The sequence below is a fragment of the Nonomuraea sp. AD125B genome, from assembly GCF_041402765.1.
GTDB classification, from domain to species: Bacteria; Actinomycetota; Actinomycetes; order Streptosporangiales; family Streptosporangiaceae; genus Nonomuraea; species Nonomuraea bangladeshensis.
Genome location: NZ_JBGLOU010000001.1, coordinates 160,754 through 180,949 on the forward strand (window position 1 = coordinate 160,754; position 20,196 = coordinate 180,949).

Annotated in this window: 17 protein-coding genes; 13 read left to right on the plus strand and 4 right to left on the minus strand. The window is 74.4% G+C overall.

The features are described 5' to 3' along the window. The first annotated feature begins 195 nt into the window (after window positions 1-195). From ACBR40_RS00680 to ACBR40_RS00730, 11 genes are all read left to right on the plus strand, one after another. The gene (locus ACBR40_RS00680) at window positions 196-516 is read left to right on the plus strand and encodes a phosphopantetheine-binding protein (RefSeq protein WP_177240931.1); all 321 of its coding nucleotides are present in this window, start codon (window positions 196-198) and stop codon (window positions 514-516) included. Next, the gene (locus ACBR40_RS00685; protein WP_371246992.1) at window positions 513-1,862 is read left to right on the plus strand and encodes a glycosyltransferase; all 1,350 of its coding nucleotides are present in this window, start codon (window positions 513-515) and stop codon (window positions 1,860-1,862) included. Before ACBR40_RS00680 ends, ACBR40_RS00685 begins: the two co-directional genes overlap by 4 nt. Then, window positions 1,859-3,325 (plus strand): glycosyltransferase, encoded by a 1,467-nt coding sequence (locus ACBR40_RS00690; RefSeq protein ID WP_371246993.1) that lies wholly within the window; start codon window positions 1,859-1,861, stop codon window positions 3,323-3,325. The genes ACBR40_RS00685 and ACBR40_RS00690 overlap by 4 nt, the downstream gene beginning before the upstream one ends. Further along, window positions 3,322-4,257, plus strand: coding sequence for a thiamine pyrophosphate-dependent dehydrogenase E1 component subunit alpha (locus tag ACBR40_RS00695; protein ID WP_344215625.1), 936 nt, complete (start codon window positions 3,322-3,324; stop codon window positions 4,255-4,257). Before ACBR40_RS00690 ends, ACBR40_RS00695 begins: the two co-directional genes overlap by 4 nt. After that, on the plus strand, window positions 4,254-5,258 hold the full coding sequence (locus ACBR40_RS00700; RefSeq protein ID WP_371246994.1) for an alpha-ketoacid dehydrogenase subunit beta: 1,005 nt from the start codon (window positions 4,254-4,256) through the stop codon (window positions 5,256-5,258). Before ACBR40_RS00695 ends, ACBR40_RS00700 begins: the two co-directional genes overlap by 4 nt. Continuing rightward, window positions 5,255-6,403 (plus strand): 2-oxo acid dehydrogenase subunit E2, encoded by a 1,149-nt coding sequence (locus tag ACBR40_RS00705; protein WP_371246995.1) that lies wholly within the window; start codon window positions 5,255-5,257, stop codon window positions 6,401-6,403. The genes ACBR40_RS00700 and ACBR40_RS00705 overlap by 4 nt, the downstream gene beginning before the upstream one ends. Further along, window positions 6,400-7,779, plus strand: coding sequence for a condensation domain-containing protein (locus ACBR40_RS00710; protein ID WP_371246996.1), 1,380 nt, complete (start codon window positions 6,400-6,402; stop codon window positions 7,777-7,779). The genes ACBR40_RS00705 and ACBR40_RS00710 overlap by 4 nt, the downstream gene beginning before the upstream one ends. A gap of 127 nt (window positions 7,780-7,906) precedes the next feature. Beyond that, on the plus strand, window positions 7,907-9,529 hold the full coding sequence (locus tag ACBR40_RS00715; RefSeq protein WP_371246997.1) for a SpoIIE family protein phosphatase: 1,623 nt from the start codon (window positions 7,907-7,909) through the stop codon (window positions 9,527-9,529). Then, window positions 9,526-10,623, plus strand: coding sequence for a B12-binding domain-containing protein (locus ACBR40_RS00720; protein ID WP_371246999.1), 1,098 nt, complete (start codon window positions 9,526-9,528; stop codon window positions 10,621-10,623). The genes ACBR40_RS00715 and ACBR40_RS00720 overlap by 4 nt, the downstream gene beginning before the upstream one ends. After that, window positions 10,620-10,997 (plus strand): STAS domain-containing protein, encoded by a 378-nt coding sequence (locus ACBR40_RS00725; protein ID WP_344215613.1) that lies wholly within the window; start codon window positions 10,620-10,622, stop codon window positions 10,995-10,997. Before ACBR40_RS00720 ends, ACBR40_RS00725 begins: the two co-directional genes overlap by 4 nt. 48 nt (window positions 10,998-11,045) lie before the next feature. Then, on the plus strand, window positions 11,046-12,047 hold the full coding sequence (locus ACBR40_RS00730) for a lytic murein transglycosylase (protein WP_344215611.1): 1,002 nt from the start codon (window positions 11,046-11,048) through the stop codon (window positions 12,045-12,047). A gap of 5 nt (window positions 12,048-12,052) precedes the next feature. Here ACBR40_RS00730 and ACBR40_RS00735 read toward each other — a convergent pair whose 3' ends face one another. Then, on the minus strand, window positions 12,053-13,840 hold the full coding sequence (locus tag ACBR40_RS00735; protein ID WP_344215609.1) for a glycoside hydrolase family 15 protein: 1,788 nt from the start codon (window positions 13,838-13,840) through the stop codon (window positions 12,053-12,055). 9 nt (window positions 13,841-13,849) lie between these two features. Beyond that, window positions 13,850-14,482, minus strand: coding sequence for a YitT family protein (locus ACBR40_RS00740; protein WP_371247000.1), 633 nt, complete (start codon window positions 14,480-14,482; stop codon window positions 13,850-13,852). Between the two features lie 62 nt (window positions 14,483-14,544). On the opposite strand from ACBR40_RS00740, the gene ACBR40_RS00745 reads away from it, so the two are divergent. Beyond that, on the plus strand, window positions 14,545-15,975 hold the full coding sequence (locus ACBR40_RS00745; protein WP_371247001.1) for a PLP-dependent aminotransferase family protein: 1,431 nt from the start codon (window positions 14,545-14,547) through the stop codon (window positions 15,973-15,975). Between the two features lie 9 nt (window positions 15,976-15,984). Here the strand turns inward: ACBR40_RS00745 and ACBR40_RS00750 are convergent, their stop codons facing one another. Continuing rightward, complete coding sequence (locus ACBR40_RS00750; protein ID WP_344215603.1) at window positions 15,985-16,593, minus strand: trimeric intracellular cation channel family protein; 609 nt, start codon at window positions 16,591-16,593, stop codon at window positions 15,985-15,987. 9 nt (window positions 16,594-16,602) lie between these two features. After that, window positions 16,603-18,096: an oligopeptide:H+ symporter gene (locus ACBR40_RS00755; RefSeq protein WP_344215601.1), complete on the minus strand. Its 1,494-nt coding sequence runs from the start codon at window positions 18,094-18,096 to the stop codon at window positions 16,603-16,605. 173 nt (window positions 18,097-18,269) lie between these two features. On the opposite strand from ACBR40_RS00755, the gene ACBR40_RS00760 reads away from it, so the two are divergent. Further along, a complete protein-coding gene (locus ACBR40_RS00760) occupies window positions 18,270-20,120 on the plus strand; it encodes a long-chain fatty acid--CoA ligase (RefSeq protein WP_371247002.1) in 1,851 nt (616 codons plus the stop codon). The last annotated feature ends 76 nt before the right edge of the window (window positions 20,121-20,196 follow it).

Below are 20,196 nucleotides of genomic sequence, written 5' to 3' on the forward strand. Positions count from 1 at the left end.
AACCCTTCTAGCTGCGGTTCCTTACAAAGCAGTTTCGGAAACATTACAGAGACTGTTCCCTTGACAATGATGTGTCGTGATTCCAGGCTCGTCCTGGGGGCGTTCCCGGGGTCTGGATTGGGAGCGCTCCCAACAGGACAGCCCTGCCCTCTGAACCTCCGGAGTACGGCAATGACACCGACCGAGGAAGCCGTCATGGGGATCTGGACCGGTCTCCTGAGCACTCCTCCGCGCTCCCTCGCCGACGACTTCTTCGCGCTCGGCGCGCAGTCGCTCACGGTCGTGCGCTTCCTCGCGGAAGTGCAGGACAGGTACGGCGTGGAACTGCCCGTGGACGAGCTGTTCGCCGGTGACTTCACCGTCGCGGCGGCCGCCCGGCTCATCGACGAGACGCTGCTCGGCGAGATCTCCGAGGACCAGCTCGCCGAACTGCTCGACGAGCTGGAAGGCATGTCCGAGGACGAGGTGCGGGCCCTGCTGGACGAGGGCACCCCGCTCGGCGAGTCCTCGCCGTGACGCCCGGCGGCCCGCTCACCCGCGTCCTGCTGGTGGCGCACGGCAGCGACGGCGACGTGCTGCCGTTCGTCCGGCTGGGCGGCGTGCTGCGCGAGCGCGGGCACGACGTGACCCTGCTGACCCACGCCCCCTACCGGAGCCGGGTGGAGGCGGCGGGCCTCGACTTCGTCCCCGTCGACACCCACGACGCCTACGCCCGCTACGCCGCCGACACCGCCCTCCTCCCCGACGGCCTCGGCACCCTCGACTGGCTGTCGTTCTACCGGCGCAACCGGCTGTTCGAGCAGTTCGCGGCCGAATGCCGGGCGCTCGCGGCCCGGGTGGTCCCGGGGCGGACCGTCCTCGCCGGGCGGCACACCTCCGCGCTGTCGGTCCTCGCCGTACGCGAGCTGACCGGCGCGCCGGCGGCGTGGATCGCCGTCGCGCCGATCCAGCCGCTGGCCGCCGAGGTCGCCCGCCACCTGCACCAGCACGTACTCGCGCCCGGCATCGACGCGGTGCGCGGCGACCTCGGGCTGCCCCGCGTTCGCGACTGGCGGGCCTGGTTCTCCTCCGCCGACCTGCGGCTCGGGCTCTGGCCGCGCTGGTTCGACGAGGCCGGCCCGGCCACCGGTCCCGCGACCCGGCTGACCGGCTTCCCGCTGCCCGACGACGGCGCGGCGGACCCCGTGCCCGCCGAGGCGGCCGCGCTGCTGAGCGGGACGGTACGGCCCGTGTTGATCACCGGGGGCACCGGGCGCATGCTGCGGCCCGGGTTCCACGACGCCGCGCTGGCCGGCTGCCGGCGGGCCGGGCTGCCCGCGCTGCTCGTCGCCCCGCACGACGAGACGGTCCCTCGGCCGCTGCCGCCCCACGCGCGGCGCTTCGCGCGGCTGCCGTTCCGCGAGGTCGTCCCCCAGGTCGCGGCGGTGCTCCACCACGGCGGGATCGGCACGCTGACCCGGGCGCTCGCGGCCGGGACCCCGCAGGTGATCCTCGCCCACGGGGCCGACCGGCCCGACAACGCGGCCCGGCTGGAGCAGCAGGGCCTCGCCCGGTGGCTGCCCGAGGAACGCTGGGACGCCGGCGAGGTGGCCGGGGCGCTCAACGCGGCCCTCCGCGACGGCCGCCACCCGCCCAGAACGGGGCCCCGCGACGCCGCCGACGGCCTCGCCCTGGCCGCCGCCCACCTCGAACGTCTCCTCCACGCCCCGGCCCGTCTCGGCGACCCCCTTCCCGATCAGGAGCCGCGGGGTGAGGCCGGGCGCGGGGACGCGGCGAGGCGGCTGGCCGCGCTGCCCGCTGAGCGGCGCAGGCTGGTGGCCGCGCGCCTGCGGCGGCGGGCGGCCGAGCAGGAGGCGTCGTGAGGATCCTGCTGGCGCAGAACCTGATCCACCTGCCGTCCCACGGCGGGGCCAACAAGTCGAACCGCCTCCTCATGGAGCGCCTCGCCGCCCGCGGCCACGAGGTGCACGTGGTGTCCCCGCTCTCCGGCGCCCTCGCCACCGGCCCGTCGCCGGTTCCCGGCACCGGCCCGACGCCGGTTACCGCCAGCGGCCCGTCGCCGGTTACCGCCAGCGGCCCGTCGCCGGTCTCCGGGGCCGGCGCGTCGTCCGGCACTGGCCCGTCGTCCGGCACTGGCCCGTCGTCCGGCACCGGCGCGTCGTCCGGCACCGGCGCGTCGTCCGGCATCGGCGCGTCGTCCGGTGCCGGTGCTTCGTCCGCCCTTGACGAGCTGACCCGCCGGGGTGCCACGCTGGTCACGTCCGACGACCCTGACGAGGTCACCTACCTGCACCGCGGGGTCGTCGTCCACGCCGTGACCGATCCGGCCGCGCTGCCCCGGCGGATCGCGGAGGTGGCGGCGCGCCTCGTGCCCGACTGGACGCTGGTCCCGTCCGACGACCCCGGCCTGGTGGTCCTGGGCGCGGCGCTGCGGGCCACCCCCGGCCGGGTCGTCTACCTGGTCCACACCCTCCAGCAGCTCCCTTTCGGCCCCGGCGCGTTCTACCCGAGCGCGGCCGGCACCCGGATGGTCCGCCGCGCCGCCGGGGTCGTGGCGGTCAGCCGCGCGGCGCGGGACTACTGCCTGCGGCACGCCGGCCTGCACTCCACCGTGATTTATCCGCATATATACGGTGACACCGCCCCACCAGCGGCGGCCCCCACCGCCCCGTACGTCACCATGATCAACCCCTGCGCCTACAAGGGCCTGCCGATCCTCCTCGGCCTCGCCGACGCCTGCCCCGCCGTCACCTTCCAGGCCGTCCCCACCTGGGGCGCCACCGCCGACGAGCGAGCGGCCCTGGCCCGCCGCCCCAACATCCGCCTCACCCCGCCCGCCGACGACCTCGGCCCGATCCTGGACGACGCCCGCGCCCTGCTCATGCCCTCCCTCTGGGACGAGACCTTCGGCTACACCTGCGTCGAGGCCATGCTGCGCGGCGTCCCCGTCCTCGCCGCCGACGTGGGCGGCCTGGCGGAGGCCAAGCGCGGCGTGCCGTACCTGCTGCCGGTCGCCCCCATCGAGCGGTACGAGGCCGCTCCCGGCCACGCCCGCCCCGTCCCCGTCGTGCCCGCCCAGGACCTGACCCCGTGGCTGGCCGCCCTGCGCCGGCTCATGGACGACCCCGCCCACCACGCCACGCTGGCCGGACGCTCCGCGGACGCCGCCCGCGCGTTCGTCCGCGGCCTGGACCCGGACGCGCTGGAGACGTACCTGACCGCGCTGAGCCCGGCGACCGGGAAAGAGCGGCAGGACCCGCACCGGCGGGCCGCGCTGGCGAGGCTCGCCGCCGCCCGCGCCGCCGCGAAGGGAGCAGCCCGATGACCGGCACGATCGTCGAAGGCGTCGAGCACGGCCGCCCGAGCCCGCCCGCCCCCGGCGACCTCGACCGCCTGCTGCTCATCAGGCACTTCGAGAACGCCCTGCTCCGGCTGTTCGGCGAGGGCCTGCTCAGCGGCACCACGCACACCTGCCTCGGCCAGGAGCACGTCCCGGTCGCGCTCAACCCCCTCCTGCGCGAGGACGACTTCACCTTCAGCCATCACCGCGGCCACGGCCACTTCCTGGCCCGCTACGGCGAGGAGGCCGGCGCGCTGCTCGCCGAGATCATGGGCCGCAGGGGCGCGCTGTGCGACGGGGTGGGCGGCAGCCAGCACATCTACCACCGCACGTTCATGTCCACCGGGGTGCAGGGCGAGAGCCTGCCGGTCGCGGTCGGCATGGCGCTGCGGCTGCGCAGGGCCGGGCACGGCGCGCTGGCCTGCGCTTACCTCGGCGACGGCACGTGGGGCGAGGGCTCGGTCTACGAGGCGCTCAACCTGGCCGCGCTGTGGGGCGCGCCGCTGCTGGTCGTCGTGGAGAACAACGGCATCGCCCAGTCCACGCCCACCGAGCGCGGCATGGCCGGCACGATCGAGGGCCGGGTGGCCGGGTTCGGCATCCCGTACCTGCGGATCGACTCGATCGACCTGGCCGCCGTGCGGGCCGCGCTGGCCGGGCCGGTCGCCGCCGTCAGGAAGGACGCGTTCCCGCTGGTGGTCGAGTTCGTGACGCGGCGGCTCGGGCCGCACAGCAAGGGCGACGACACGCGCACCGCCGACGAGCTGCGGCGGGCCAGGGCCGGCGACTGGTACGAACGCTACGCCGCCGCCTTCCCGCGCCGTTTCGCCGAGGCCGACGCGACCTGGCGGCGGCACGTGGACGACCTGGTCGCCGAGGTGTCGGCGCGGCCCCCGGCGCAGTGGACGGTGCGATGAGGGAGCCCGTCCGCGCGGAGCGGGTGTCGGAGCACCTGAACCGCGCGCTGCACGACGTCCTGGCCGCCGACCCCGCCGTCCACGTGCTGGGCGAGGACATCGCCGACCCGTACGGGGGCGCGTTCAAGATCACGAAGGGGCTGTCGTCGCGGTTCGGCGAGCGGGTGCGCTCCACCCCGATCAGCGAGGCCGCCATCGTCGGCGCGGGCGCCGGGCTGGCGCTGGGCGGCGACAAGGCCATCGTCGAGATCATGTTCGCCGACTTCGCCGGGCTCGCCTTCGACCAGCTCGTGAACTTCGCCAGCAAGTCGACCGCCATGTACGGCCGCCCGGTCCCGATGCCGCTGGTCGTCCGCTGCCCGTCGGGCGGCCGGCGCGGCTACGGGCCGACGCACAGCCAGAGCCCGCAGAAGCACTTCCTCGGCGTCCCCGGGCTGTCGGTGCTGGAGCTGACCCCGTTCCACGACGCCCGCGCCCTGCTGGAGGACGCCTTCGCCGCCGGCCGGCCCGCCCTGCTGTTCGAGGACAAGGTGCTCTACACGCGGCGCATGTTCCGCGACGGCGTCGTGGACGAGCTGTTCCGCTACGAGCTCGTGGACGGCCTCGCCCGCGTGGCCGTCGAGGGCGTGGACGGCCACGACTGCACGATCATCGCCCCCGGCGGCATGGCGCACCGGGCGCTGGAGGCGATGCGGGAGCTGCTGCTGGAGCACGACGTGCTGTGCGAGCTGCTGGTGCCCGCCCGGCTCTACCCGTTCGACCTCGGGGGCGTGCTGCCGCGCGGCCGGCACGTGTGCGTCGCCGAGGACGGCGCGGCCGGGGCCACGTGGGGCGCGGAGGTGGCGACCCGGCTGTACCCCGTCCTCTGGGAGCGGCTGGAGCGGCCGATCACGCTCGTCAGCGCGGCCGACAGTGTCATCCCCGCGGCGCCCCATCTGGAGCACGAGGTGCTCGTGCACGCCGACACCATCCGCCTGGCCGTCCTGGAGGTGCTGGCATGAACGCGGTCGTCGTCCCCAAGATCAACAGCAATGACGCCCGCTACCTGCTGGTGGAGTGGGTGGCCGGCGACGGGGCCACGGTGCGGCCCGGCGACGTCCTGGCCCTCATCGAGACCTCCAAGACCGTGGAGGAGCTGGCCGCCGAGCGCGGGGGCGTGCTGCGGCACCGGGTGGCGGCGGGCGCCGAATGCCTGCCCGGCCAGACCATCGCCGACCTCGCGGACCCCGCCGACCCGGCCGACCCGGCCGTGTCCGCCTCCGGGGGCGCGCCGGCGGGCGAGGACCCGCCGGAGGACGGGGTGGTGATCACCGCGCCGGCCCGCCGGCTCATGGCCGAGCTCGGGATCGGCGAGGACGCCGTACGCGCCCTCGGCAGGAAGATCATCCGTCGTGACGACGTGACCACCCTCGCCCAGCCCGCCCCCGTCGAATCCGCCCCCTCCGACCCCGATGCCGAGGAGATCATCTTGCCTGTGTCGCAGCGCCGGGTCGCCGACGTGGTGGCCCGCGCCCACCGGGAGGTCCCGGCCGCCTACACCGTCGTCAAGGTCGACGTGGAGGACGCCCTGCGGCTCGCCCGCGAGCTCACCCCCGCCCTGCGCACCCTGATCGGCCTGCCGGAGCTGCTGGTCAAGGCCGTGGCGGGCCTGGCGGGCCGGTTCGAGCTGCTGTTCGCCACGCCGGTCGGCCCCGGCCGGGTCCGCCGCGCCGCCACCGCGCACGTCGGCGTGACCATGGACGTCGGCAAGGGCCTGTCCGTGCCCGTCGTCCACGACGCCTCCGGCCGCACGCTGCGCGAGATCTCGAAGACGCTGATGGCGTACCGGATGGCGGCGCTGCGCGGCGGCCTGCGCGAGGAGGACCTGTCCGGCGGCAACATCACGCTCACCCTGCACAACGAGAGCACGGTCACGCTGGCCGTCCCCATCGTCTTCCCCGGCCAGCTCTGCGCCCTGTCCCTCGCCGCCCCGCAGCAGGAGCTCGTCCCCGCGGAGGGACCGGCCGGGTTCGCCGTGCGGCACACCGTGCACCTCGGCCTCGCCTACGACCACCGCTACGTCAACGGCCACGACGCGATCGTCTTCCTCGACGCGCTCCGCGCCGCGCTCGAAGCGCCGGCCGGCCTGGCCGCGGACCCCACGTGACGGGCCCGAGCGAGGTGCCCGCCGACCGGCGGGAGCTGATGGCCCGGCTGCTCGCCCGCAAGGCCGCCGCCGCGGCCGTCCCCGTCCTGCCGCGCACCGGCGAGCCGATGGAGTGCTCGCACGAGCAGCGCCGCGGCTGGCTGGCCGCCCGCGCCGCCCCGGAGACCGCGCCGCCGAACGTCACCCTGGGCCTCGCCCTGACCGGCGAGCTGGACCTGCCACGCCTCGCCGCCGCGCTCGCCGCGCTGGTGGCAAGGCACGAGGCGCTGCGCACCCGGTACGTCGCCGCCGACGGCCTCCCGCGCCAGGTGATCCGCCCGGCCCAGCCGGTGCCGCTGGAGCTCGTGGACCTCACCTGCCTGCCGGAGCCCGAACGCGAGCCCGAGGCGCTGGCCCTCGCCCTGGCGGCGGCGGGGGAGCGGTTCGACCTGGAGCGCGGGCCGCTGCTGCGGCTCACCGTGTACCGCGTCGGGCCGCTCGAACACCGCCTCCTCCTGGTCTGCCAGCACATCGCCTGCGACGGGGCCGGCGTGGCGCTGGTCGCGGCCGACCTCGCCGCCGCGTACGCGGGCGAGGAGCTGCCGCCGCCGCCCGCCCCCCAGTACGCCGACTACGCCGCCTGGTCCGTGCGCCGGGCGGCCGAGCGGACGCCGAAGCGGCTGCCGTACTGGAGGGAACGCCTGGCCGGCATCGAGCCCCTGTTCCCGCGCCTGCCCGCGCTCCCGCCCACCGCCGGCCCGATGTCGGCCACGGCGCGGGTGCGGGTCGGGCGGGGCGTCGTGGAGCGGCTGCGCGGCGGAGGGGGCGACGGCCCGGCGGGGGGCGGGCCCGTCACGACCTTCGCCGCGCTGCTGGCCGCGTACCTGGTGCTGCTGCACGAGATCAGCGGCCGGCGCGACCTCGTGACAGGCGCCGTCACCTCCGGCCGTGGCCGCCGCGAGCTGGAGCCGGTCGTCGGCTCGTTCGTCAACCTGGTGCCGCTGCGCGTCGGGCTGGACGGCCTGACCGGCTTCCCCGCCCTGCTCGCCCGCGTCCGCGAGAGCGTGGCGGGGGCGCTCGCCAACGAGATCCCGTTCGACGCGCTCGTCGCCGGGCTCGGGGCGCACCGGCTGCCCGGCGTGCACCCCTCCTTCCAGGCGGCCTTCGTGCACCGGGGCGATCCCGCGCCGCCGGCCGGCTGGGCCGGTCTCGACGTACGCGTGTGGGAGCACGAGGTGGACGACGGCGGCTTCGACCTCGCGCTCACGGCGACGCCGCGCGGCGGGACGCACGAGCTGGCGCTGACCGGCCGCCTGGCCCGCTTCACCGCCGCCGACCTGGCCGTACTCGCCAAACGCCTGGCCGCCGTCGTGGAGCGCCCGTCCCTGCCGTACTGACCGTGCGCCCCGCGGACGACTGTCGCAACGGCGAGGCTCGGCTACAGTGGATGAAATCGGTCAAAAGGCATCTATGGCATAGGGAGGCAGAGCCCGTCCCTGCGGGCTCGCTGTTGTGACAGGTCTCATGAGCGGCCTTGGGCAGGACGGAGCCGACGCCCTGTGGCGTGGCTCCCCGCACCCGGTTCTGGTGGTCGACGCCGCGGGCCTGATCACCCGGGTCAACGACGCCGCCCTGCGGCTGCTGCCCGCGGCGGTGCCCGGCGCGCCCCTGGAGGACGCCGCGCCCGCCTGGCTGTCCCACGCACACGCCCATCTCGGCCCCCGCATCGACGACCTGCGGGAGCGCGGCCCCATCGGGCCGGCCACGTTCGAGGCGCAACCGGTGCGCGAGGGCGGCGCCGTCGCCTGGTGGCTCGCCGACGTCACCGACCTCGAACGCGCCACCCGTGCCCTGCGCCTCGAACGCGAGCGGACCGCCTTCCTCGACACCGCCTCCGGCGAGCTGCTGTCCTCGCTCAACCTCGACCGCTGCATGGAGGTGACCGCCCGCCTGGCCGCCCGCCACCTGGCCGACGCCGCGATGGTCATCCTGCCCCCTTACCGTCGCCGGCACCCGATCGCCTACTGCGGCCCTGACGGCACCGTCGTCCGAGAGGAGCTGGCCGTCGATCCCGAGGCCGTGCCGGGCCTCGCCGAGGCGCTGCAGGGCTACCCGCCCCTGCCCTCCCGCTGGATCGATCCCGCCGCCGCGCCCGGCTGGCTGGCCCGCGACGGGATCGGCGAGGTCGGCTCGATGGTGGTGAGCGCGCTCCCCGGGCACGGCGTCCCCGCGGGCGCGCTCGTCCTGTTGCGCCGCGGCGGCCAGGCCGGCTTCTCGGAGGGCGAGGAGGTGTTCGCCCGGCTGTTCGCGGCCCGCGCGGGGGCCGCCATGTCCGCCGCCCGGCTGTACGCCGAGCAGGCCGCCATCACCGAGACCCTCATGCGCGAGCTCCTGCCGCCCCGCGTCCGCAGCCTGCACGGGGTCGAGGTGGCCGCCCGCTACCGTCCCTCCGAGCAGGCCGCCCGCGTCGGCGGCGACTTCTACGACCTGCACGCCCCCGCCGAGCCCGACGGGGAGTCGCTGGTGGTGCTCGGCGACGTGGCCGGCAAGGGCCTGGAGGCCGCCGTGCTCACCGGCAAGATCCGGCACACGCTGCACGCGCTGCTGCCGCAGGCCGGCGACCACCAGCGGGTGCTCGAATCGCTCAACGGCGTGCTGCTGACCGGCGGCGACCGCACCCGCTTCGTCACGCTCGTCCTGGCCTCGCTGCTGCGGGTCGGCAACCGCGTACGGCTGCGCCTCACCAGCGCCGGGCACGCGCCGCCGCTCATCGTGCGCGCCGACGGCCGCGTCGAGGAGGCCCGCACCAGAGGCACCCTCATCGGCATGCTGGAGCGCGTCACCAGCGTCACCGACACCGTGCTGCTCGAACCCGGCGAGACGTGCCTGTTCTACACCGACGGCATCAGCGAGGCCATGGGCGGCCCGCTGGGCGACGAGATGTTCGGCGACGAGCGGCTGAAGGAGGAGCTGCGGCAGTGCGGCGGCATGCCGCCCGAGGCGATCGCCGAACGGGTGGAGATGCTGGCCTCCCAGTGGGTAAGAGGTGGCGATCACGACGACATGGCCGTCATCGCCATCACGGCGCCGCGCGGCGCGCATCTCAGCGCGGTGGGAGGCAACGGCCGGGGAAGGTTCACCGCATGACGCACACAGACGAGCTCGCCTACGGGCTGCCGGCCTGGCGGGAGAAACTCTGGAACGCCGCCGTCGAGGGCGACGAGTACGCCGCCGCCGACGCCGCGCTCGCCGCGCTCGACTCCGGCATCCCGTTGGAGACCCTGCTGCTGGAGGTCGTCGCGCCCGTACAGGGCCGGGTCGGCAGCGAATGGGAGGCCAACCGGCTCACCGTGGCGCAGGAGCACGCCGCGACCGCCGTCAACGAGCGGGTGCTGGCCGCCGTCGCCCACCACCCCGTGGCCCGCGCCGCCGCCTCCGGCCCGCCCGCCGGGCGGATCGCGGTCGCCTGCATCGACGGCGAGTGGCACGCCATGCCCGCCAGGATCCTGGCGGAGGTGCTGCGGCTGCGCGGCTGGCGGGTCGACTACCTCGGCGCCCAGGTGCCGACGCCGCACCTCATCGCCCACCTGCACCGTACGGCCTGCGACCTGGTCGCGCTGTCCAGCTCCATCCCCGTCCGGCTGCCCGCCGCGCACGCGGCCATCACCGCCTGCCAGGCGACCGGCACCCCCGTGATGGCCGGAGGCGCGGCCTTCGGGCCGGACGGCCGCTACGCCCGCCTGCTCGGCGCCGACGCCTGGGCCCCGGACGGCGGGGCCGCCGCCGACCGCCTGGCGTCGGGCCCGCTGCCCCGCCCGCCCGCGCCCCGCCAGGCCGTGGACGACCTGCCGCACCTGGACGACCAGGAGTACACCATGGTCAGCCGGTCGGCCCGGCGGCTGGTCAGGGACGTCATGAGCGGCCTTGAGGAGCGCGTCCCCGCGATGGCGGCGTACACGCCGCAGCAGCGCCGGCACACCGCCGAGGACATCGCGCACATCGTCGACTTCCTGGCCGCCGCGCTCTACGTGGACGACCCCGAGCTGTTCGGCCGTTTCCTCGGCTGGACGGCGGGGGTGCTGGTCGCGCGCGGCGTCCCGGCCGGTACGCTGCTACCCGCGCTCGACCTGCTCGGCGGGCGGCTGGAGGACTTCCCTCGGGCCGTGGCCGTGATCGCGCACGGGCGGGAGGCCGTCCGCGCCGCGTCCCCGTCCCCCGAACACCCCGGAAAGCTCGCATGACCCCCTTCGCACCCCTCCCGCTGACCCTCGTCCTGGACACGCCCCGCCCGGGGGCGCTGCGCGTCGCGGTCGGCGGCGACCTCGACTACACCACCGCCGAGGAGCTGCTGACCACCGTCGCCGCCGCGTTGGAGGGCGGGAGCCTCACCGACGTGCACCTCGACTGCGGGGAGCTGCGCATCTGCGACTCCAGCGGCCTGTCGGCCCTGCTGACCGTCCACCGGCGGGCGGCGGCGGCCGGGGCGCGGCTGCACCTCGACGACCGGCCGCCCGCGCTGAACCGGCTGCTGGACGTCAGCGGCACCTACGAGCACCTCACGGGCGAGCCCGCCACGTCGGACCGGTGGCACTCCACCACCACCTCCTCCGACTGAGGCCCGGCACGCCGCTGCCGCGGCATGATCCGGGTAGGTTGGCCCACCATGAAGGACCTCCGACCCCCGAACAGCGCCCCGCACGCCGACAGGGGCGCCGGCCCCGCCCGTGGCCGCCGCCCGGTCCGCCTCGCGCTGGTGGCCGCGACGGCTCTCGTCACCGGGCTCAGCGGCTGCGGCGCGACCTCGTCGGCCGATCCGGCGGACACGTCCTCAGCGGCCGGGACGCGGTCCGGGGAGCCGTCGGGCGGGCCGGCCGAGACGCGGCCGACGGAGGGCGCAGGAGCCGCCCGCGCGCTCCCCGCCCCCGGCGAGCCGCTCCCCATGACCCCCGCCAAGCTGGCCACCGCCCTGAGCGAGACGACGGCCGCGCTGAACGCCGCCATCGACCGCTGGAAGCCCGCCAAGGGCGCCCCGCCGCGTGACGTCGAGCTGCTGGCCCTCTACCACCAGCGCCTCTACCGCCACGCCGCCCGCCACCGCTCCCTCGCCGACCGCGCCTTCGCCCGCCTCCCCGCGGCCCTGGCGGCCCAGGCCAGGGACAACGTCGGCGCCATCCGCGAGCTGCTCGCCCTGGCCCGCCCCATCAAGCCGGCCGCGGTGTTCAAGGTCCAGCCGGCCCGCCCGGCCGCCGAGCTGCTCGCCCACTTCAAGCGCGGCGAGCGCCGCTTCGGGGTGGAGTGGGAGGTGCTGGCCGCGGTGATGCTCGCCGAGACGAAGTTCGGCCGGGTCCGCTCCGACAGCCACGCGGGCGCGCAGGGCCCGATGCAGTTCATGCCGGCGACCTGGCGGGCGTACGGGATGGGCGGCGACGTCCAGGACCCCGGCGACGCGATCATGGGCGCGGCCAACTACCTCAAGGCCAGCGGCGCGCCCCGCGACTACCGGCGGGCCCTGCACGCCTACAACCCGTCCCAGGCGTACGTGAACGCCATCCTCCTGCACGCCCGCCAGATGAAGCGCGACCCGCGCGCCTACTACGCCTACTACAACTGGCAGGTCTTCGTCCTCACGACCGAGGGCGAGCGCCGCCTCACCGGCCCGAAGTAGGCGGCTCAGCCTGTCGTGACCCCCGCCGGGCCGTCCAGAGAGGACAGGGCGCGGGCGGCGTGCACCAGCGGCACGTGGCTGAAGGCCTGCGGGAAGTTGCCGACCAGCCGCCCGTAGCGGGGGTCGTACTCCTCGGCCAGCAGCCCGACGTCGTTGCGCAGCTTCAGCAGCCGCTCGAACAGCTCCGTCGCCTCCTCCTTGCGCCCCTGCATCGCCATCACCTCGACCAGCCAGAAGCTGCACGCGAGGAAGGCGCCCTCGCCGCCGGGCAGGCCGTCCACGTCGTTGTCCTCGGCGATCGGGTAGCGCAGGACGAAGCCGTCCGACATGAGCTCCTTCTCGATGGCGGCGACCGTGCCCACCACGCGGGGGTCGTCGGCGGGCAGGAAGCCCACCATGGGGATCATCAGCAGCGCCGCGTCCAGCTCGGACGACCCGTACGACTGGGTGAAGGTGTTGCGCGCGCAGTCGTAGCCCTTCTCACAGATCTCCTTGTGGATGACGTCCCGCAGGGTGCGCCACTTCTCGACGGGGCCGGTGCGGCCGAAGCGCTCGACGTACTTGACGGCCCGGTCGAGCGCCGCCCAGCACATCACCTTGGAGTGGACGAAGTGCCGGCGTGGCCCGCGCACCTCCCACAGGCCCTCGTCGGGCTCGTCCCAGTGCTCCTCCACGTAGCCGAGGAGCTGGCGCTGGATCGTCCAGGCCCGGTCGTCGGGGGGCAGGCCGCGGGTGCGCGAGACGAACAGGCAGTTCATCACCTCGCCGTACACGTCGAGCTGAAGCTGGCGGACCGCCTCGTTGCCGATCCTGACCGGGCGGGAGTCCTCGTAGCCGTCGAGCCAGTCGAGGCGCAGCTCGGGCAGGCGGCGCTCGCCGGCGACGCCGTACATGATCTGCAGGTCCTGGGGCCGGCCTGCGATGGCCCGCAGCAGCCAGGACCGCCAGTCGGCCGCCTCCTCCAGGTAGCCGTTGGAGATGAGCGCGTCGAGGGTCAGCGTGGCGTCGCGCAGCCAGCAGAAGCGGTAGTCCCAGTTGCGCACGCCGCCGAGGTCCTCGGGCAGCGAGGTGGTGGGGGCGGCGACGATGCCGCCGGTCGGCGCGTACGTGAGCGCCTTCAGCGTGATGAGCGAGCGGTTGACCGCCTCGCGGTAGGGGCCGCGGTAGCTGCACCGCGTCATCCAGTCCCGCCAGTACGCCTCGGTCTCGGCGAGCTGCTCCTCGCAGTCGATCGCGGGCGGCATCTCCTCGTGCGAGGGGTGCCAGGTGAACACGAACGGCAGCCGCTCGCCCTCCTTGACGGTGAACGTGGCCCGGTGCGCGTAGTCGCCGCCCTTCAGCGGCACCGGCGCGTGCAGCCACACCGAGTCGGGCCCGCCGATGGCCTGGAGGTGCCCGTTCGTGCGGCGCACCCACGGCACGATCCGGCCGTAGTCGAAGCGCACCCGCAGCACGGTGGAGATCTCCACGGTGCCGCTGACGCCCTCGACGATGCGTACCACGTCGGGGTTGCGGTCACGGGGCGGCATGAAGTCGATGATCCGTACGGTGCCCGTGGGGGTGTCCCACTCGCTCTCCAGGATGAGCGTGTCCGGGCGGTAGCGTCGCCGGTCGGCGTGCTTGCGGCCGGTGGGGCCGAGCCACCAGTGCCCGTTGCGCTCGTTGCCGAGCAGGGACGCGAAGCACGCGGGGGAGTCGAACCTGGGCAGGCACAGCCAGTCGATGGAGCCGTCCCTGCCCACGAGCGCGGCCGACTGCATGTCTCCGATCAGGGCGTAATCCTCGAGGCGCATGCTAAGACGCTACTCGCCGCGCGGGTGGTCCCGCGTCGGAGAGAGCGGGAACCAGCGGGTGAACAGCTGCGTGAGCGGGCCGATGGCCAGCGCGAACACGAGGGTGCCGAGGCCGGCCGTGCCGCCGAGCAGCCAGCCCGCGCCCAGGGCGATGATCTCGATGAGGAAGCGGGCGAGCCGCACCGACAGGCCGAGCCGGGTCAGCCCGGTCATGATGCCGTCGCGCGGTCCCGGCCCCATGCCGGCGCCGATGTAGAGGACGGTGGCGAGGGCGACCGCGCAGACGCCTGCGGCCAGGTACAGGGCCTGGAGGGGGAGCGCGTGCGGGGTCGGCAGCAGCGCGATCGCGGCGTCGGCGAACAGGCCGAGGAACACCACGTTCGCGATCGTCCCGAATCCGGGACGCTGGCGCAGCGGGATCCACAGCAGCATCACCAGCGCGCCGACGGCGATGATGACCGCGCCGATGGACACGCCGGTGCGCATGGCCACCCCCTGGTGGAAGACGTCCCACGGGCTGTTGCCGAGCCCGGACTCCACCTGGAGGGCGATGCCGGCGCCGTACAGGGCGAGGCCGCCGTGCAGCTGGGCCAGCCTGGCCGGGAGGGAACGCGGCAGGGGAAGGGTGATGCTCTCGCTCATAATGGCCCCAGAGTGGCAGGCTTCGGCTTGCAAAAACAGGGCCAATCGCGAAAAGTGGCCCTATGCGGCATCTCTCGGCGGCCCAGGTGGCCCGGCTGGCCGGCGTCGACCCCGGCGCCCGCCCCTACTACCGCGCGCTCGCCGACGGCGTGCGCGCCCGCATCATGGACGGCCAGATCCCGGTACGCGTCCGCATGCCCGCCGAACGCCACCTCGCCGAGGCGCTGCGGGTCAGCCGCACCACGGTCACCGCCGCCTACGACCTGCTGCGCGAGCGCGGCTACCTGGAGAGCCGCCAGGGCTCGGGAAGCTGGACCGCGCTGCCCGACCCGGCCTCCACCGCCGAGAACCCCTGGCTCAGCACCGGCGGCGACGGCCTCATCCAGCTCCACAGCGCCGCCCCGCCCGCGCCTGCGGCGCTGCGCGAGGCGATGCTGGAGGCGGTCGAGGACCTGCCGCGTCACGGCATGGGCAACGGCTACGAGCCCCTGGGCCTGCCGCTGCTGCGGGAGCGCATCGCGGCCCGCTACACCGCCCGCGGCGTGGCCACCCGCCCCGAGCAGATCCTCGTCACCGCCGGCTCCCAGCACGCACTCCACCTCGTGCTCGGCCTGCTCGCCGGGCCGGGTGACGCGGTGCTGGTGGAGTCGCCGACCTACCCGCACGCGATCGAGGCGGCCCGGCAGCGCGGCGCCCGCATCGTCCCGGTCGGGATCTCCCACGAGGGCTGGCGGCCCGACCTGCTCACGGGCGCGATGCGGCAGTCCGGGGCCCGCCTCGCCTACCTCATGCCCGACTTCCAGAACCCGACCGGCGCGCTCATGGACGACGCCACCCGCGCCGCCGTGACCGCCATGGCCCGGCGCCACGACGCGCTGCTGCTCGTCGACGAGACCTGGCAGGAGCTGGCCGTCGACGAGGTGCCGCACACCTCGCCGATGGCCGCCTTCGACACCGACAGCCGGGTGATCAGCGTCGGGTCGGCGTCCAAGCTGTGGTGGGGCGGGCTGCGCGTCGGCTGGGTCCGCGCCACCGCGGCGCTGGCCCACCGCCTCGCCCTGCACCGCGCGGTCGTCGACATCGCCGGCCCCGTGCTGGAGCAGCTCGCCGTCGCGCGGCTGTTCGACCGGCTGGAGGAGACCCGCGCCGAACGCCGCCGCGCCCTGCGAGCCTCGCGCGCCGCCCTGGTGGACGGGCTGCGCGAGCACCTGCCCGGGTGGACGTTCACCGTGCCGCGCGGCGGCGGCTCGCTCTGGGTCCGGCTGAACGGCGACGCCGCGACCCCGCTCGCCGAGGCCGCCGCCGGGCACGGCGTCCGGCTCGCCCCCGGCCCCTGGTTCGGCCTGGAGGGCACGCTGGAGGGCTACCTGCGGCTGCCGTTCACCCTGCCGCCCCAGGTGCTGACCGAGGCCGTGGTCCGCCTGCGCGCCGCCCGCGAGCACGGCCCCGCCGGCCCCGCCCCCGTCCCCGACTCGCTCAGTGCGATGGTGTGAGCCGCGCGCTCACTGGGCGACGCCCTTGGCCATCGGGAAGCGCCAGTTGAACCGCATGGACGTGATGCGCAGCCCGAAGGCCAGCAGCGCCGCGGCGAGGGTGGCGGGCCAGCCGTGCAGCCCGTACGACGACAGCGCCGCCATCACCCCCGATCCGAGCATCGCCGGCACGGCGTAGAGCTGGCGGTCGTAGAGCAGCGTCGGGATCTCCCCGGCCAGCACGTCCCGCAGCATGCCGCCGCCGACCGCCGTGACCACGCCCAGCAGGGCGGCGTGCAGCGGGTTGAGCCCGTACTCCAGGGCCTTCTCGGTGCCGACCGCGCAGAACAGCCCGAGCCCGGCCGCGTCCAGCACCAGGATGGCGGGCATCACCCGGGCCACGTGCGGGTGCCAGAAGAAGACGATCACCGTGGCGGCCACCGGCACCAGGACGTAGCCGAGGCTCTGGAACGCGATCGGCCGCACGTTGAGTATGAGGTCGCGGACCACTCCGCCGCCGAGCGCGGTCATCGAGGCCAGCACCAGCATGCCCACCCCGTCCAGCTTCTTGCGCACGCCCATCAGCGCGCCGGACAGGGCAAAGACGAAAATTCCGACAAGATCCAGGATTTCTGACACGGTGGATTTCTACCGGATCGAGGAGGGAAGGGCCTCCGCGTGGTAGTGCTCGGCCATCAGCACCCGCAACCGCCGCGTGAACATGAACAGCGCCACCCCCGCCACGATCGCCATGACCGCCAGCACCAGGTAGTACGCCGGCTCCGACAGCACCGCGCCGAGCCGCCCCGTCTGCCCGCCGACCGCGTCGCCCACCGACACCGCGATGAACCACACGCCGAGCATCTGGGCCTTGAACGCCTCCGGCGCCAGCTTCGTCGTCACCGACAGCCCGACCGGGCTGAGCGACAGCTCGCCGAACACCTGGATCGCGTACACCAGCACCAGCCACCACACCGACACCCGCCCGGCCTCGGCCAGCGCCGCCGCCACCGCCATGACCACGAAGCTCAGCCCCACCATGACCAGCGCGAAGCCGAACTTCTGCGGCGTGCTCACCCGCGTGCCCAGCCTGACCCAGAGCGCCGCGAACACCGGCACGAAGATCATGATGAGCAGTGGGTTGAACGACTGCGTCGTGGCCGGCTGGATGTGGACCCCGAACAGCGTCAGGTCGGTGTGGTCGGCGGCGAAGGCCAGCAGCTTGCTCGGCGCCAGGTCGTAGATCATCCAGAAGATGGCCGCGGCCACGAAGAGCCAGATGTAGGCCTTCATCCGGTCCCGCTCCTCCTGGGACAGCTCGTGGCTGCCCAGCATGATGTACGAGAAGTAGACGATCGGCACGATGAGGATGACCACGGTGATCGCGATCGTCAGCCGGTCGATCGTGAGCGTGCCGCTCGCCGCCCACGCCGCCAGCGCGGCCACGACCACAGCCGCGCCGAGACCCGCCAGCCGGCCGAAGCGGCGCCGCTCGGCGGGCGTCAGCCGCAGGCCCGGCCGCTCGCCGACGCCGCGCAGCGCGCGCCTGCCCCACACGTACTGGACCAGGCCGAGCGCCATGCCGACGGCCGCCGCGCTGAAGCCGAGGTGCCAGCGGTCGCCGGCGGCCAGCCAGCCGACCACGATCGGCGCGAAGAACGCCCCCAGGTTGATGCCGAGGTAGAACAGCGAGAACCCGGCGTCGCGGCGGCCGTCCTCGTCCTCGGAGTAGAGCCGGCCCACCATGACCGAGATGTTCGGCTTGAGCAGCCCCGTGCCGGCGATGATCAGCAGCAGCCCGAGCCAGACGAAGAACGGCGTCGTCACCGGGATCGCCATGCTGATGTGCCCCAGCATGATGACGAACCCGCCCCAGAACACCGACCTGCGCGCCCCCAGGATGCGGTCGGCCACCCAGCCGCCCGGCAGCGCCACCAGGTAGATGAGCGCGCCGTAGACGCCGACGACCGCCTGCGCCGTCGCGGGCGGCAGGCCCAGCCCCTGGTGGGCCGGCGAGGCGGCCATGAAGGTGTAGAGGATCGCGCGCAGGCCGTACCAGCTGAAGCGTTCCCACATCTCGGTGCCGAAGAGCGTCGCCAGGCCCCACGGATGGCCGAAGAACGTCCTGCCGCTGCCCCGCATCGCCCTGCCCCCACTATGACGGCCCAATGTGACGGCCCCATGTGACGCGTCGCATCCGATCCATCACTCTACGTCAGAGATGCCGCTCTTTCCGGGCAAGGTCTTGCCGCTGTCCGGCCCCTGTGGTGCGATGCAAGCCATTCATGCAAGTGAATACTGACTGGAGGCGCGCCATGGCCGAAGTCCTCGAGGTCCGGGCCGAGATCGAGCAGCAGATCGCCGGCCGTACCGTCTGCGGGCAGCTCGCCGAGCTGGCCGAGCGGCACCCCGACGCCCCCGCCTACTCCGACCCCGGCGAACCCGACTCCGGCGAGGACTGGCGCACGCTCACCTACGCCGAGGCCAGGCGGCGCGTCCTGGAGATCGCGGCCGGCTTCGCCGCCCTGGGCCTCGGGCGCGGCGAGTCCGTCGCGATCATGATGGTCAACCGCAGCGAGCACGTCCTCGCCGACCTCGGCGCCGTGCACGCCGGGGGAGTGGGCTGCACGATCTACAGCACGTTCGCGCCCGAGCAGATCGAGTTCGTCGCCGGCGACGTCGGCGCCCGCTTCGCCGTCCTCGGCGGCCCCGCCGAGCTGGCCCGCTGGCAGCCGGTGCTCGACCGCCTCGGCGGCCTGCGCAAGATCATCATGCTGGAGGGGGCGCCCGCCGGCGACGAGCGGTTCATGGCCTGGACGGACTTCCTGGAGCTCGGCCGCGCCCGGCTCGCCGCCGACCCCGGCGCCGTCGAGGAGCGCCTGCGCGCCGTCACCGCCGGCGACGTGGTCACCGTCCTCTACACCTCCGGCACCACCGGGATGCCCAAGGGCGTCCCGCTCACCCACACCAACGTCTTCTACGAGGTCGCCGCCACCGACCGGCTCACCGCGTTGCCGACCCTCGGCACCCAGATCTCCTACCTCACCTACGCCCACATCGCCGAGCGCATCCTCAGCCTCTACCTGCCGCTGGTGAAGGCGTCCCACGTCTACTTCTGCACCGACCTCGCCAACCTCGGCGCCACGCTGGGGCAGGTCCGGCCGATGATGTTCTTCGGGGTGCCGCGCGTGTGGGAGAAGATGATGGCCCGCCTCCTCGCCGTGCTCGCCGGCCAGCCCGAGGAGCAGCAGGCCGCGGTCCGCGAGGCCATGGCGGCCGGCCGCGCGTACGTCGAGGCCGGTCAGTACGGCCACACGATCACGCCCGAGATCCAGGCCGCGTACGACAAGGCCGACGCCGCCCTGCTCGGGCTCATCCGCGGCATGATCGGCTTCGACCGCGCCCAGTGGACCGCCACCGGCGCCGCCCCCCTCCCGTCCGAGGTGCAGAGCTTCTACGCCGGCCTCGGGCTCAAGGTCATCGACGTGTACGGCATGACGGAGACCACCGGCGCCTTCACCGGCAACAGCCCCGCCTGCTATCGCCTCGGCACCGTCGGCAGGGCCGAGCCCGGCGTCGAGGTGCGCATCGCCGAGGACGGCGAGCTGCTCACCCGCAGCCCGCTCAACACCCTCGGCTACCTCAACCGCCCCGAGGCCACCGCCGAGCTCATCGACGCCGACGGCTGGCTGCACACCGGCGACATCGGCAGCGTGGACGACGACGGCTTCTACCGCGTCGTGGACCGCAAGAAGGAGCTCATCATCACCGCGGGCGGCGAGAACATCTCCCCGGCCGAGATCGAGAACCACCTCAAGCAGCACCCGCTCATCGGCCAGGCGCTCGCCTACGGCGACCTGCGGCCCTACCCGGTCGCCGTCCTCACCATCGACCCCGAGGTGGCGCCCGGCTGGGCGCAGGCGCGCGGCATCACGTACGGCTCGCTCGCCGAGCTCGCCGCGCACCCCGACGTGCTGAAGGAGGTGGAGAGCGCCGTCGAGGCCGCCAACACCAGGCTCGCCCGGGTGCAGCAGGTGAAGAAGTGGGCGCTGCTCGGCACCGAATGGACCGCCGAGACCGAGGAGCTCACCCCGAGCCTCAAGCTCAAGAGGCGGATCATCCACGCGAAGTACGCCGACGTCATCGAAGGTCTCTACTCCGGCTGATCCCGTTTTTCCGGGGCTTTGCCACCAGAGGCGTGTGTCGAGGGTTTGGCCATGACCGGGCGGTTCCTACCGTCTC

Bases quoted from the DNA above. Each gene is read 5' to 3' on its own strand.
- ACBR40_RS00680 (WP_177240931.1), top strand. From the start codon at position 196: ATGGGGATCTGGACCGGTCTCCTGAGCACTCCTCCGCGCTCCCTCGCC.
- ACBR40_RS00695 (WP_344215625.1), top strand. From the start codon at position 3,322: ATGACCGGCACGATCGTCGAAGGCGTCGAGCACGGCCGCCCGAGCCCG.
- ACBR40_RS00700 (WP_371246994.1), top strand. From the start codon at position 4,254: ATGAGGGAGCCCGTCCGCGCGGAGCGGGTGTCGGAGCACCTGAACCGC.
- ACBR40_RS00705 (WP_371246995.1), top strand. From the start codon at position 5,255: ATGAACGCGGTCGTCGTCCCCAAGATCAACAGCAATGACGCCCGCTAC.
- ACBR40_RS00715 (WP_371246997.1), top strand. From the start codon at position 7,907: ATGAGCGGCCTTGGGCAGGACGGAGCCGACGCCCTGTGGCGTGGCTCC.
- ACBR40_RS00720 (WP_371246999.1), top strand. From the start codon at position 9,526: ATGACGCACACAGACGAGCTCGCCTACGGGCTGCCGGCCTGGCGGGAG.
- ACBR40_RS00725 (WP_344215613.1), top strand. From the start codon at position 10,620: ATGACCCCCTTCGCACCCCTCCCGCTGACCCTCGTCCTGGACACGCCC.
- ACBR40_RS00730 (WP_344215611.1), top strand. From the start codon at position 11,046: ATGAAGGACCTCCGACCCCCGAACAGCGCCCCGCACGCCGACAGGGGC.
- ACBR40_RS00735 (WP_344215609.1), bottom strand. From the start codon at position 13,840: ATGCGCCTCGAGGATTACGCCCTGATCGGAGACATGCAGTCGGCCGCG.
- ACBR40_RS00740 (WP_371247000.1), bottom strand. From the start codon at position 14,482: ATGAGCGAGAGCATCACCCTTCCCCTGCCGCGTTCCCTCCCGGCCAGG.
- ACBR40_RS00745 (WP_371247001.1), top strand. From the start codon at position 14,545: ATGCGGCATCTCTCGGCGGCCCAGGTGGCCCGGCTGGCCGGCGTCGAC.
- ACBR40_RS00755 (WP_344215601.1), bottom strand. From the start codon at position 18,096: ATGCGGGGCAGCGGCAGGACGTTCTTCGGCCATCCGTGGGGCCTGGCG.
- ACBR40_RS00760 (WP_371247002.1), top strand. From the start codon at position 18,270: ATGGCCGAAGTCCTCGAGGTCCGGGCCGAGATCGAGCAGCAGATCGCC.